General features: G+C 59.7%; 11 protein-coding genes. 8 read left to right on the top strand and 3 right to left on the bottom strand.

Annotation, left to right across the window (positions count from 1 at the left end; translation table 11 throughout):
• The first annotated feature begins 64 nt into the window (after positions 1–64).
• Entirely contained in the window at positions 65–919 is an 855-nt protein-coding gene (locus FIV03_RS24810; RefSeq protein WP_152511351.1) for a fumarylacetoacetate hydrolase family protein, read from the top strand.
• A 224-nt stretch (positions 920–1143) separates the two neighbouring features.
• Here the strand turns inward: FIV03_RS24810 and FIV03_RS24805 are convergent, their stop codons facing one another.
• On the bottom strand, positions 1144–1893 hold the full coding sequence (locus tag FIV03_RS24805; protein ID WP_152511350.1) for an SDR family NAD(P)-dependent oxidoreductase: 750 nt from the start codon (positions 1891–1893) through the stop codon (positions 1144–1146).
• Positions 1894–2052: 159 nt separating this feature from the next.
• On the opposite strand from FIV03_RS24805, the gene FIV03_RS24800 reads away from it, so the two are divergent.
• Entirely contained in the window at positions 2053–3396 is a 1344-nt protein-coding gene (locus tag FIV03_RS24800) for an aminotransferase class III-fold pyridoxal phosphate-dependent enzyme (protein WP_286202231.1), read from the top strand.
• Positions 3397–3436: 40 nt separating this feature from the next.
• Here FIV03_RS24800 and FIV03_RS24795 read toward each other — a convergent pair whose 3' ends face one another.
• Positions 3437–4918, bottom strand: coding sequence for a PLP-dependent aminotransferase family protein (locus tag FIV03_RS24795; protein WP_152511349.1), 1482 nt, complete (start codon positions 4916–4918; stop codon positions 3437–3439).
• Positions 4919–5179: 261 nt separating this feature from the next.
• On the opposite strand from FIV03_RS24795, the gene FIV03_RS24790 reads away from it, so the two are divergent.
• The 4 genes from FIV03_RS24790 (at position 5180) to FIV03_RS24775 (ending at position 9583) form a co-directional block, all read left to right on the top strand.
• Positions 5180–6319, top strand: a complete 1140-nt coding sequence (locus FIV03_RS24790) for a substrate-binding domain-containing protein (RefSeq protein ID WP_075282063.1) — start codon at positions 5180–5182, stop codon at positions 6317–6319.
• Positions 6320–6420: 101 nt separating this feature from the next.
• Positions 6421–7509, top strand: a complete 1089-nt coding sequence (locus FIV03_RS24785; protein ID WP_152511348.1) for an ABC transporter ATP-binding protein — start codon at positions 6421–6423, stop codon at positions 7507–7509.
• Positions 7510–7511: 2 nt separating this feature from the next.
• Complete coding sequence (locus tag FIV03_RS24780) at positions 7512–8435, top strand: ABC transporter permease (protein ID WP_022997679.1); 924 nt, start codon at positions 7512–7514, stop codon at positions 8433–8435.
• Positions 8432–9583, top strand: coding sequence for an ABC transporter permease (locus tag FIV03_RS24775; protein ID WP_152511347.1), 1152 nt, complete (start codon positions 8432–8434; stop codon positions 9581–9583). The genes FIV03_RS24780 and FIV03_RS24775 overlap by 4 nt, the downstream gene beginning before the upstream one ends.
• Before the next feature lie 22 nt (positions 9584–9605).
• On the opposite strand, the gene FIV03_RS31940 is transcribed toward FIV03_RS24775, so the two are convergent.
• On the bottom strand, positions 9606–10145 hold the full coding sequence (locus FIV03_RS31940; RefSeq protein ID WP_077290327.1) for a PAS and helix-turn-helix domain-containing protein: 540 nt from the start codon (positions 10143–10145) through the stop codon (positions 9606–9608).
• An 86-nt stretch (positions 10146–10231) separates the two neighbouring features.
• Between FIV03_RS31940 and FIV03_RS24765 the strand changes: the two genes are divergently transcribed.
• Both FIV03_RS24765 and FIV03_RS24760 read left to right on the top strand, forming a co-directional pair.
• Positions 10232–11557 carry an acetylornithine deacetylase/succinyl-diaminopimelate desuccinylase family protein gene (locus FIV03_RS24765; protein ID WP_022997676.1) on the top strand — a complete coding sequence of 442 codons (1326 nt, stop codon included), beginning with the start codon at positions 10232–10234 and terminating at the stop codon, positions 11555–11557.
• Entirely contained in the window at positions 11544–13028 is a 1485-nt protein-coding gene (locus FIV03_RS24760; RefSeq protein ID WP_152511346.1) for an ABC transporter substrate-binding protein, read from the top strand. The genes FIV03_RS24765 and FIV03_RS24760 overlap by 14 nt, the downstream gene beginning before the upstream one ends.
• Positions 13029–13117 lie beyond the last annotated feature (89 nt).

The following is a 13117-nucleotide window of genomic DNA, read 5'->3' as shown; positions in this document are numbered from 1 at the left end:
AACCAACTCCATCGAGCCCAGTTGCACGCGCAACCGGGCTCCAACCACTCAAGGACGATCCTTTATGAAATTGCTGAGATTTGGCGCTCCGGGACAGGAAAAACCCGGTGTTCTCGATGCCGACAACCGCGTTCGTGATCTTTCTTCCGTTGTCGCGGATATCGCCGGCGATGCTCTCCTGCCTGAAAGCATTCAACACCTGCAGGGGCTCGACGTCGCTTCGCTGCCACTGGTGGAGGGCGCTCCGCAGCAGGATCTGCGCGTCGGACCTTGCGTCGGCAATATCGGCAAGTTCATCTGCATCGGCCTCAACTATGCCGACCACGCTGCGGAATCCGGCATGGATGTGCCGCCGGAACCGGTGGTCTTCAACAAGTGGACCTCGGCCATTGTCGGTCCGGATGACGACGTGAAGATCCCGCGCGGCTCGCAGAAAACCGACTGGGAAGTTGAACTCGGCGTCGTTATCGGCAAGGGCGGTGCCTATATCGAGGAAGCCGATGCGATGAACCATGTCGCCGGTTTCTGCGTGATCAACGATGTCTCCGAACGCGAATTCCAGATCGAACGGTCCGGCACCTGGGACAAGGGCAAGGGTTGCGATACCTTCGGCCCGATCGGCCCCTGGCTGGTAACGCCGGATGAAGTCGGCGACTTCGACGATCTCGGCATGTGGCTGGAAGTGGACGGCAAGCGCTACCAGAACGGCTCCACCAAGACGATGGTCTACCGGGTACCGTTCCTGATCTCCTATCTCAGCCGCTTCATGAGCCTGCAGCCTGGCGACGTCATCTCCACCGGCACGCCTCCGGGTGTTGGCATGGGGCAGAAGCCGCCGGTCTACCTGAAGGGCGGTGAAGTCATGACGCTTGGCATCGACAAGCTGGGCAGCCAGACCCAGAAGGTGACCAAGGCCTGATCGTTCGGGATCTTGTATGAACAGTCACGGCCGGACGCGGTGACGCGTGCGGCCGTTGACGTTTTTGAGGAAGGGACGCTCTGCATCTCCTGCTTGTCGTCCCGGTTTGTCGCGTCAGCGTCAAGACCGGGATCCAGTATCCTATGTGGCTGGTGAGGCGCATGTGAACAGATTGATAGAAATCCGCTTTGTCCGTGGACGAGCAGCGCCGCCACAGGTTCACCTCAGCCCTCTCTGGCGATCTGCCAGCCGGCCCAGGACTGGCTGACGGGCATCAGTTCCAGCGAGTTGATGTTGAGATGCGGGGGCTGTGTCGCGACCCAATAGACCGTGCTGGCGATATCTTCCGGCTGGATCGCGTTGGCGCCGCCATAAAGAGCATCGTAGCTTTCCTGGTTGCCTCCGGTACGCACCAGCGTGAATTCGCTTTCGCATAGGCCCGGTTCGATGGAGGTAACCCGCACCCCCTTGCCGTGAAGATCCGACCGCAGGCCAAGCGAGAACTGGCGCAGGAATGCCTTGGTACCCGCATAGACGTTTCCGCCCGGATAGGGCCAGTTGGCGGCAATGGAGGAGATGTTCACGACCATGCCCTTGCGCTCGATCAGCTTCGGCAGAAGCTGGTCGGTGATGGTGACGAGACCGGTGATGTTGGTATCGATCATGGTCTTCCAGTCGGAGAGTTTCGTCGCCGGTGCCGAAGCCGTGCCGAGGGCAAGACCGGCATTGTTGACGAGGATGTCGATCTCCTGAAAGTCCTCCGGCAGGCCGGCGAGGGCCGCAGTTGTTGCAGCTTCGTCCATGATGTCGAAGACAAGCGCGTGAAATGCCTCGCCGAGATCCGTCTTCAGCTTTTCCAGCCGATCCGCGCGCCGGCCGGTGCCGATAACCTTCCATCCGTTTTGCACGAACAGCCGGGCCATCGCCTGACCGAAGCCGGAGGTCGTCCCGGTAATGAGGATTGTGCCGCTCATGAGCCTGCCTTTCTGATGTATCTGAAACAGTCGCTTGACCGGACCATAGGCAGCTGCCCCGCCAGCACAACGCCAAAAGCAGGCTTTGGGCCTCTGGCTCCTATGAATTCAAGCGCTGGCTCTACGGCGGGTTTGCGACTGGTCCTAGGAGTGATGGGAATGCTCCGATCTGAAGGACCCTGCGCCATGACCCAGATGCCGATCAACATGGATCACCACTGGCTTCCGTTCACCAACAACCGTCTCTTCCACAAGGAACCGCAGATGTTCGCGCGGGCGGAGGGCGTGCGGTATTGGACGCCCGAGGGGCGGGAAATCCTGGACGGATCGTCAGGCCTGTTCACCTGTGCAGCGGGGCATGGCCGCAAGGAGATTGCCGAAGCCGTCTACAAGCAGCTTCAGGTTCTGGATTATTCCCCGCACTTCCAGCGCGCAGCGCCGATCTCCTTCGAACTTGCCGAGGCGCTCAGCGGAATTCTGCCGGAAGGACTCGACCGCATCTTTTTCGGGTCTTCCGGGTCTGAAGCCGTCGATTCCGCCATCAAGATCTGCCTTGCCTATCACAAGGCCAAAGGCGAGCCTCAGCGCACCCGTTTTGTTTCGCGGGCCTGGGCCTATCACGGGGTCAACCTCGGCGGCACATCGCTGGCGGGCATGGTCAACAACCGGCGGGATTTTTCCGGTGTTACCTGCGACGTCGTTCACATGCGCCACACCTGGAACGAGGATCAGCGCTTCACGAGAGGGCAACCGCAAGACGGCGCGGGGATTGCCGAAGATCTGGAAGAGATCTGCAAGACCTACGGCGGCGAGACCATTGCCGCGGTCTTTGTCGAGCCGATTGCCGGCTCTATCGGCACTATCGTGCCTCCCCTCGGGTATTTGCAGAAGCTGCGCGAGATCGCCGACAAATACGGCATTCTGCTGGTGTTCGACGAAGTCATCACCGGTTTCGGCCGGACGGGCTCAGCCTTCGCGGCACAGGAATTCGGCGTCACACCGGATGTCATGACGATGGCGAAGGCGATTACCAACGGCGCGATCCCCATGAGCGCTGTCGCGGTAAAGACGGAGATCCAGAAAGCCGTCATTGATTCCATCACCGCGGATCGGCCGGAACTTATGCACGGTTATACCTACTCCGCCCACCCGGTTGCCTGCGCCGCGGCGCTGGCAACACTTGACATCTACAAGACCGAAGGTCTTTTCGAGCGGGCGGCAAGCCTCTCGTCAACATTCCTCGACGGTGTTTTCAGCCTTCGCAATCTGCCACATGTCCACGACCTGCGTGGTCACGGCATGATGTCCGGCATTCAGCTGACACCGGGCGAAACGCCCGGAGCCAAGGGATCTCTGGTGCAGCGGAAGCTTTTCGACGAAGGCCTGCATGTGAAAGCAACCGGCGATGCGCTGATCTTCGCCCCGGCACTCACCACATCGGAAGAAGATCTCTCGATGATGATTGATGTCCTCCAGAAGGTGTTGGGCAAGGCAGAGCTGTAAGCTGCCTGTCGCGGGGTATCCCGGCTTTGAGCCGGGATCGCTACCTGCTGTCTGCCAGAAGTTGGCCGAGCAGCTTGATGCCCGGCTCCATCTTTTCTTCGGCAATCGCACCGAAGCCCAGGCGGATCCGGTTTCGCGGACTATTCGGGGAGAAATACCTGTCGTCTCCTGCCTCGATCAGGAGTCCTTGCCGCGCGGCTCTCGATTGCAGTTCCGCAGCGCGGATACTCTCCGGTAGCCTGATCCACACGCCTGACCCACCCGTCGTGACTGTTGCCTGGCAGGTCGGCAGATGCGTTTCGATGAGCCTGAAGATCTTCTTCCATTTCTGCGACAGCACCTTTCGCTGACGTCGGATATGGGAATCGTAATGGCCCTCGGACAGAAAGATCGCCATCGCCCGCTGGTCGAGCGCTGAGGTGTGCCGATACATCAATCGGCGAAGGGCTCGAAGCTCTTTGATAATGCGCCTGTCCGCAGCGATGAAACCGAGCCGCAATCCCGGAAACAGGGCCTTGGAAAGACTGGCAACGTGGATCACACGTCCGGTACGGTCGAAACTGCGCAAGGACGGTTTCTGTGCTCCGATGAAATTCAGCTCATGCTCATAATCGTCTTCCAGAACGATGAAATCATGCGTTTCGGCATGGGCCAGCAACCGCAGACGCCGCTCCATCGACATGGTGACGTTGGTTGGGGACTGATGGCCGGGTGTTACGTAAACAAGCCGTGCCCCCTTCAGCTCGTCTCCAACCCGCATGCCGTTTGAATCGACCGGGTGATACTTCAGCTCTGCCCCGAAGGATTGGAAGATGTTGCGGGTGTCCACATAGCCGGGCTCTTCCATGTCCGTCCTGACCCCGGGTCGGCAAAAGAGCTGCGCCACCAGGAAGAGGGCATTCTGGGCGCCGACTGTTACCAGAATCTCGTCCGGCTCTGCCCGGAAGCCCCGTTGCGGCAGCATTCGGCGGATAATCTGGTTGACCAGCATCGGGTCGTCCTGATCGACCAGATCGCCGATCCAGGTCGGGGCGTGCTGGGCAGTGCCTGCCAACCGGACACAATCGCGCCAGCGCGCGACGGATGTCTTGTCCGGAGCAAGCTGGCCATAGATGAAAGGGTAGGGATAGGACTGCCAGTCGGCCGGTTTTGAAATGTTTTCCTGGGCCGCGTAGCTGTAGGTCAGAAAGGCTTGCGGATTGAAGGGCTGTTCGGCGGTGGGCAGGATGTCCTTGGCGTGATCATCGACCCGGATGTTGAGCTGCTCGCGGATGTGCCGTTCGTTGATGAAATACCCGCGCCGGCTGACCGACTTCAGATAACCGTCCTCAACCAGTCTCTCATAGACGATGGCAACCGTGTTTCTGGAAACCTTTATCTCGCTGGAAAAGACACGGGTTGCCGGCAGCGGTTCGTGCAGGGGCCACACGCCGTCCAGAATGGCCTCTATAAGCCGTTCCTGAATCTGGTGCTGCAGTCGTCTGCCCGGATCGAAGGGCGTATCGAAATAGGTCGCAAGCATTTGAACTTTGTGGTCGTCCCTGAATTCGGTTGGCCCGAAGGCGGTAGTTTGAAGCTGTTTCCCGAACCTGCAAAGCCCGGCAATTCCTCTGGCTCCATAGTTTTCACTCTCTGGCTCTAAGGGTGAATATTGCACCGCAATATCCTTTCTTGCAACGCGGCGCAGGATCGTCCGGGCAATGCGACCCTTTCCAGAAAAATGCGGCCTGTAACGCGCCAGAACGAGGAACAGTTTGGTGAGACCAACAGTGAAGGGGAAGTCATGATCAGTTTTAAAAAGGGAGCATCCGCAACGCGGCGCGATTTCCTGAAAACCGCAGCCGCGGCAGGCGCAGGGCTGTCCATGCCGGCAATCGTCAGCTCCAGCGTGCTGGCCTCGTCCGGTGAAATCAACATCATGATGTGGTCGGACTATCTGCCGGAAAGCTTCGTCAACGGCTTCACGGACAAGACCGGCATCAAGATCAACTTCACCGGCATCGGCTCCAACGAGGAGATCATCAACAAGCTGAAGGCCACCAACGGCGAAGGCTTCGACATCGTTTCACCGACCGTGAACCGCAACCTTCTGTGGGCAGAACTTGGCCTCTTGCAGCCGTTCGATATGTCGAAGGTCGCGCTCGACAAGGTCAACCCTTCAATGGCTCTTGGCGAAACCCACTGGAACTTCGACGGCAAGGGCGTCTTCTGGCTGCCGCATATCTGGGGCACGGAAGGCATTGCCTGGCGGACGGACGCCTTTGTTCCCGGTGGCGAATTCCCGAGCTATTACGATGTCTGGGATGAAGCCAATGCCGGCAAGACAATGGGCCGTGGACATTCCATGCTGCTTGGCCTCGGTCTCGGCCTTGAAGGCCGCGGCGAACTGGAGCCGGGTTCCATGTGGGCTGCTTACGAGAGCCCGGAAAAGATGGACGAGGTCTGGACCAAGGTCGTTGAGGCCGCCATCGCCAAGAAGCCGAACATCAAGCTGATCTGGAACGATGCGGATACCCAGAAGAACGGTCTCCTGAACGAAGGCGTGATCGTCGGCCAGACCTGGGACGGACCTCCGCTTGCCCTGAAAACGGCTGGTGAGCCGGTCATGTACCGGGCGCCGAAGGAAGGTGCGATGGCCTGGGTCGATGGACTGGCCATGCCGACCGGAGCGAAGAACATTGACCAGATCTATGCCTTCATCGAGACGGCTTACGACGCCAAGCTCGCCGGCGAAGCCATCAAGACCCACGGTTACAATTCACCGGTAATCGGCGCGGCCGAATTCGGCGGCGAAATCTATGCCAAGAACTTTGCCGATGCTTATCCGGGCGAAGCGCTGGACAACCTGAATGCCTGGCCGGCGGAAGCCCCCTGGTACTCGGAAAAACGGACCGAATACACCAACAAGTTCCTGTCCGCTTAAGGCCTCTCCGGCTTTCTCAATGGCGGGTGCCGGGCGCAATGCGTCCGGCGCCAAGCCGCCCTTTTTCCGTCTCCCTTTCCCGCCGTCCTTCTGAGAGCGCCATGGCCACAAAAGATATTGTTCTGGATCACGTTTCCATTCGTTTTGGGGCCTATACCGCGGTCGACAATGCACATCTCGTCATCAAGGGCGGCGAGTTCTTCTCCTTCCTGGGGCCATCCGGCTGTGGCAAGACCACCTTGCTGCGGTGTATTTCCGGCTTCTCCGATCCGTCCGAAGGCCGGGTGTTGATCGGCGGGCAGGACATGAAGGGCATCGGCCCGAACAAGCGCCCGACAGCGCTGATCTTCCAGAACCTTGCTCTCTTTCCGCTGATGAGCGTTGCCGACAACATCGCCTTTCCGTTGGAGGTCCGGGGCATCGGCCGCAAGGACCGGCGCAAGCGGGCAGACGAACTTCTGGACATGATCGCGCTTCCCGGTGTCGGCGACAAAAAGGTGCACGAGCTTTCCGGCGGTCAGCGACAGCGTGTGGCGATTGCCCGTGCGCTGGCGGTCGAGCCGGATATTCTGCTTCTTGATGAGCCGCTGTCCGCGCTCGATCTGAAACTGCGCCACCACATGCGCACCGAACTGCGCGCCATCCAGCAGCGCGTCGGGTTGACCTTCATCTATATCACCCACGATCAGGGCGAGGCCCTGACCATGTCGGACCGCGTCGCGGTCATGAACTCCGGCGTTATCGAGCAGGTCGACCCGCCGGAAACCATCTACAATCGGCCGAAGACTTCGTTTGTCGCCTCATTCGTGGGCGAGACCAATGCCATCGAAGGCAAGGTTGCCCAGCAGTCGGAAGCGCTGGTTTCCGTTGAAACGCCACTCGGCCGCCTGCAGGGAAGGGCAGCAGGCGGGCGCCAATACAAGGCGGGCGAAGACTGCATCCTGTTCATTCGACCCGAGCAACTGAGCCTTGGTGATGGTGCCCCCAACAGCCTGACAGCGAACTGGGTGAAGGAAGAGTTCGAAGGCAATTCGCGGCAGATGTTCCTGGAAGCGAACGGTGTCCAGCTTCGGCTCACCCGGGTCAGCCTTGGCGGAGCGCCGGACAATCTCTCCGGTGGTGCCGTTTCGCTCGGCTTCACGCCAGAGCAGGCAATTGTCCTGCCACATGGCGCACTTGCGGGAGCGTGAGGATGAAAGCGCTTCAAAACGTATTCAGGGAAATTTCCGGCAAGCATGGTCTTGGCGCTGCATCGTTCGTCGCCGTGGCAGTCCTGTTCTGGGTCATCTGCCTGATCACGCTGCCGCAGGTGGCAATGCTCGACTATTCCTTCCGGTTCAACCTGCCGGCAGCTGAAGTCGGTGGACCGCAAGATGTCTATACTCTTGAAAACTATTCGTATTTTTTCCAAGGCAACGACGGCACGGTCAACACGCTCGATATCGGTATCCTGTTCAAGACCCTGATCGCGGCGGTGTTCGTCACCTGTATCGACATTCTGCTCTGCTACCCGATCGCCTTCATTCTCGCTCATTCGGCCACCGGCGTTGCGGCGCGGATGATGGTCATCGGCCTGATCGTGCCCTTCTGGGTCAACGAGATCCTGCGTGCCTTCGCCTTCCGTGTCCTGTTCGGTTCAACGGGCCTCATCAACGGCATCGGCATGTCGGTGGGGCTGTGGGATCAGCCTGTCGATTTCATCCGGGCTGACGTCGCGCTCTATTCCGGGCTGACCTATGCCTACATCCTCCTGATGGTTTTCCCGATCTTCAATGCCGTCGAGGCGCTCGACCGCAACCAGATCGAAGCGGCAAGGGACATGGGGGCCAGCTGGTGGCGGGTGCATTGGCGGGTGGTGCTGCCGGTTGCCAAGCCGGGCATCGCCTCCGGGGCAACCATGGTGTTCATGCTGACGGCAGGTGCGCTTGCAGCCCCCCAGATCCTCGGCGGTCCTTCCAATCTCTGGTTCACCCAGCTCATCTACCAGTGGTTCAACGAGAGCGCCAACTGGCAACGCGGTTCGGCCTATGCGGTGATCCTGCTGATTGTCTGCATCTCCTTCGTCATGATGCTGATGCGGATCTTCAAGGTCTCCATCGGGGAGATCGGCCGATGAACCGGGGCACAGGTGGCGGCGTGGTCGCGGCAGGCTTCTCCCTGCTTTTCTTCACCTTCCTGTTCGGGCCGCTGATCATCATGGTGATCACGGCGTTCAATTCGTCCTCCTTCCCGCGGATCACGCCATGGGAATGCTTCACGACGGATTGGTTTGGCGTTCTCTTCGCCAATGACCGTCTTATGAGCGGGCTGGCCAACAGCTTGGTGATCGCCATCAGTGTGGTGGTCATTGCCGTGCCGATCGGGCTGGCGGGAGCGCTTGCGCTCTCGGAGCTCGGACCGCGCCTGCGTGCGGCGCTCTACACGGTGCTGATCACGCCTATCCTCATTCCAGGCGTCGTTCTGGGCATCTCGACCATTGTCTTCTGGGGCGCTTTCGGCAGGTCCGTTGGCGCGGACTACGGTTCGATCTTCTACAAAGGCATGTTTCTGACACTTGCCGGTCAGGTCACCTTCATTTCCGCCTATGCGATGCTGGTGTTTCTCGCAAGACTGCAGCGCTTCGATCCGATCCTGACGGAAGCCGCACTCGATCTCGGCGCGACGCCGGGACAGGCCTTCCGCAAGATCCTGTTGCCGTTCCTGTGGCCGGCCATCGGCTCTGCCGCGTTTCTGACCTTCCTGGCATCTTTCGAGAACTACAACACCACTGTCTTCACGATCCTCTCCGGCAATACGTTCACCACGGCACTGGCTTCCAAGGTTCGTCATGGGACAGACCCTTCCTTGTCGGCGCTCGCGGTCATCATCATCGGGGTTACGCTGATCGGGGCAGTGGTCCACGAAGCCCACATGCGGCGGAAGGAAGTGATGCGGACCGGCACTGCTGCGCGTTCCCGCATTTACGGCAATCCGGTTCTGCGGACACTGGTCCACCCGCTGACGATCTTCGTGATCCTTCTGGGTGTTGCAGGCTTTGCCACCTATCAGGGTTCGCAGCACGATGCTGGCGTTTGCAAACAGCAGATCCTCGATGACAAGCGCGCTCGTCAGCAGGAACTTCTGGAGGAGCAGCGCCGGAAGATGGAAGCGCAACAGCAGAACCAGGCACCTGCGTCCACGGCGCCGCTTGAAGCGCCGGTGAAAGCCAATCCGTCTCCCTTCGGCGGGGCCTTCAAGCCCAATGGTTTGAAACCAGGCGAGTAACAAGCGAACAGAAGCGTGCCATCTATTGTCCAGAAAGCCGGGACAGCAGCACGGCAACGCTTTTGACCTGAAACTTCTTCAGGAGCCGCGCGCGCACGTCTTCGACGGTTCTGGGCGAGAGTCCCAGAATGCGGCCCATCTCCTTGCTGGTCTGCCCCTGGGAAAGAAGCAGCAGGACATCGCGTTCGCGCGGTGTCAGCTTCGGCCCGGCGGCAGCATTGTCGATCAGGGCGAAACTCAGGACGATCCGCGCCAGCGGTGTTTCCGGCGTCAGGGTTCTTGCCCGGAACCGGCACCAGATAGGCGTTCCATCAGACCGGCGCATCAACCGCTCGTCCGTGTAGGGCAGGGACCGGCGCAAGGGCTCCAGGCCAATGTCGCGGATCTGGTGAAATTCCTGATCCGTGCCGTAGAGCAACCGGAAACTCTGCCCGATCAGCTGAGACTTCTTGAACCCGAACATCTCAACGAATGTCTGATTGCAGGCACGAATGATCCGGTTTTCGGTCAGCGCCAAACCCATGGGCGCGTTTTCGAAGGCCAGTTGGTCGAGGTCTGTCATGTTCCACCGTGTTCCTACGGTATTGGCACCGTAGTTTGACGGTAGCATAGTTCTCGTTGCTTTTACCAAGGGGAGGCTGAGACGGGATGGCGCTAGCAGACGACCTGATCCGGGAGATCGACGGAAGGCGCGAGGATCTGATCGCGTTGACCCAGGACCTTCTGCGCATTCCCACGCTCAACCCGCCCGGCGAGAACTACCGCGATATCTGCGATTATCTGCAGAAGCGTCTGTCCAGGTCCGGCTTCGACATCGAACTGATCCGGGCGCATGGAACGCCAGGCGACAGCGACAAGTATCCGCGCTGGAACATCGTCGCGCGCCGGGATGGCGACCGACCGGGCGAATGCGTGCACTTCAACAGTCATATCGACGTTGTCGACGTCGGCCACGGCTGGACAAAGGATCCGTTCGGCGGGGAACTTGTCGACGGCAAGATTTACGGCCGAGGCGCCTGCGACATGAAGGGCGGCCTTGCTGCCAGCATCGTTGCAGCCGAGGCTTTCCTTGCGGTCTGTCCGGACTTTGCCGGAGCTATCGAGATCAGCGGAACGGCCGACGAGGAATCGGGGGGCTACGGCGGCGTCGCCTATCTTGCAGGCAAGGGCTATTTCAGTCCGGACCGGGTTCAGCACGTCATCATTCCCGAGCCGCTGAACAAGGATCGGATCTGCCTCGGTCACCGAGGTGTCTGGTGGGCCGAGCTGGAGACATTCGGAGAGATCGCTCATGGCTCTATGCCGTTCCTCGGCGATTGTGCCGTCCGTCACATGGGAGCGGTGATCGACGAGATGGAGCAGAGCCTGTTTCCGGCGCTCGCGCAAAAGCGCACCGAAATGCCGGTGGTGCCGGAAGGCGCGAAACAGTCGACGCTCAACATCAATTCCATCCACGGTGGTCAATCGGAAGGCGATGCGGACTTTACCGGGCTTCCGAGCCCCTGCGTGCCGGACAGTTGCCGGATGGTGATCGACCGCCGGTTCCTGCTGGAAGAGAATATCGACGACGTGCAGGCGGAAGTTCTGGAAGTTCTGAAGACGGTTGAAGGACGGCGCGACAAGTTCCGCTACGACTTGCGGGAACTGCACAGGGTGCTGCCCACCATGACCGAAAAGGATGCGCCCGTCGTGCGGACCGTCGCCAAGGCCATTGCCGAAACCATGGGCCGTGAAGCTGAATATGTCGTCAGCCCGGGTACCTACGACCAGAAGCATATCGATCGTATCGGCAAACTGAAAAATTGTATCGCCTATGGCCCGGGCATTCTGGATCTGGCACATAAACCGGACGAATATGTGGGAGTGGATGACATGCTCGATTCTGCGAAGGTCATGGGCCGTTCGCTGATCGAGCTGTTGGCAAGGCCTTGCGAAAGCAGCCTCAATAAAGGGGGAAGTCATGCGTTTGCGTAAGTTTGGATTGGGTCTGGTCAGTGCTTTGGCGCTGGCAGCGAGCATGGGAATGGCCCATGCAAAAAGCGATATCGTGGTTGCCATGCAACTGGAACCGCCACATCTGGACCCGACTGGTGCCGCTGCAGGCGCGATTGATTCCGTCCTTTACTCCAACGTCTTCGAAGGTCTGACCCGCTTCGGTCCCGATGGCTCGGTCAATCCCGGGCTGGCCGAAAGCTGGGAGATTTCCGAGGACGGCAAGACCTATACCTTCAAGCTGCACAACGGCGTGAAATTTCACGATGGATCTGATCTGACGGCGGACGACGTAAAGTTCAGCCTCGATCGTGCCCGCGCAGACGACAGTCAGAACGCCCAGAAAGCTCTGTTTGCCGGTATCGAGAGCGTGGAAGTCGTGGATCCGCTGACCGTGAAGGTAACGCTCAAGGAGCCGAACGGCAGTTTCCTGTTCAACATGGCCTGGGGCGATGCGGTTATTGTCGCTCCCGAATCCATTGGCGATATCAAGAGCAAGCCGGTTGGAACGGGCGCGTTCAAGTTCACCGACTGGGTGCAGGGCGACCGGATCGATCTGGAAAAGAACGCAGACTACTGGGGTGAACCGGCCAAGCTCGACAAGGTCACCTTCAAGTTCATTTCCGATCCGACGGCAGCCTTCGCGGCCGTGATGGCGGAAGACGTCAACGCCTTCGTCGGTTTTCCGGCGCCGGAAAACCTGCCGCAGTTTGAGGCCGACGCCCGCTTCCAGGTGCTGGTCGGCTCTACCGAAGGCGAGACCATTCTTGCAGCCAACAACAAGTTGCCGCCGCTCGACAACATCAAGGTGCGCGAAGCGATTGCCCACGCGGTTGACCGGCAGGCGATCATCGATGGCGCGATGTTCGGCTACGGCACGCCGATCGGAACGCATTTTGCACCGCATAACCCCGATTACGTCGATCTGACGGGGAGCAGCCAGTACGATCCGGACCTCGCCAAGAAGCTGCTGGCCGAGGCCGGCTATGCGGATGGTTTCACCACCACGCTCAAGCTGCCGCCGCCATCCTATGCCCGCCGGGGCGGGGAGATCATCGCCGCACAACTCCGCGCCGTCGGTATCGAAACGGAAATCACCAACCTGGAATGGGCGCAGTGGCTGGAGCAGGTCTTCAAGGGCAAGGATTTCGGCCTGACAATCGTCAGCCATACCGAGCCGATGGATATCGGCATCTATGCCCGGCCGGATTACTATTTCCAGTATGACAATGCGGACTTCCAGAAGCTCATTGCCGATCTGACGGCGGAGAACGATCCGGCAAAACGCTCCGACCTTCTGAAACAGGCTCAGGAGACGATCTCCGGAGACTACGTCAACACCTACCTGTTCCAGCTCGCATTCCCGACCATCGCCGACGCCAAGATCAAGGGGCTCTGGGAAAACCAGCCGACCCAGGCAACGGATCTGACGGCGGTCTATTGGGAAGACTGACCCATACCGCAAAGCGGATGCTCGCGCCCGGTGTGCGGGCATCCACCTTCACTCCTTTCCTTTTGCCGGTATCTGACTGCCGATAGGCA

The organism is Labrenzia sp. THAF187b (genome assembly GCF_009363375.1).
Lineage (GTDB): Bacteria > Pseudomonadota > Alphaproteobacteria > Rhizobiales > Stappiaceae > Roseibium > Roseibium algicola.
The sequence above is the reverse complement of the archived record's forward strand: the minus strand, read 5'-3'. Positions and strand labels throughout refer to the sequence as shown.

Coding starts and splice junctions, on each gene's coding strand:
- FIV03_RS24810 (WP_152511351.1), top strand. CDS start 65: ATGAAATTGCTGAGATTTGGCGCTCCGGGACAGGAAAAACCCGGTGTT.
- FIV03_RS24805 (WP_152511350.1), bottom strand. CDS start 1,893: ATGAGCGGCACAATCCTCATTACCGGGACGACCTCCGGCTTCGGTCAG.
- FIV03_RS24800 (WP_286202231.1), top strand. CDS start 2,053: ATGCTCCGATCTGAAGGACCCTGCGCCATGACCCAGATGCCGATCAAC.
- FIV03_RS24795 (WP_152511349.1), bottom strand. CDS start 4,918: ATGCTTGCGACCTATTTCGATACGCCCTTCGATCCGGGCAGACGACTG.
- FIV03_RS24790 (WP_075282063.1), top strand. CDS start 5,180: ATGATCAGTTTTAAAAAGGGAGCATCCGCAACGCGGCGCGATTTCCTG.
- FIV03_RS24785 (WP_152511348.1), top strand. CDS start 6,421: ATGGCCACAAAAGATATTGTTCTGGATCACGTTTCCATTCGTTTTGGG.
- FIV03_RS24780 (WP_022997679.1), top strand. CDS start 7,512: ATGAAAGCGCTTCAAAACGTATTCAGGGAAATTTCCGGCAAGCATGGT.
- FIV03_RS24775 (WP_152511347.1), top strand. CDS start 8,432: ATGAACCGGGGCACAGGTGGCGGCGTGGTCGCGGCAGGCTTCTCCCTG.
- FIV03_RS31940 (WP_077290327.1), bottom strand. CDS start 10,145: ATGACAGACCTCGACCAACTGGCCTTCGAAAACGCGCCCATGGGTTTG.
- FIV03_RS24765 (WP_022997676.1), top strand. CDS start 10,232: ATGGCGCTAGCAGACGACCTGATCCGGGAGATCGACGGAAGGCGCGAG.
- FIV03_RS24760 (WP_152511346.1), top strand. CDS start 11,544: ATGCGTTTGCGTAAGTTTGGATTGGGTCTGGTCAGTGCTTTGGCGCTG.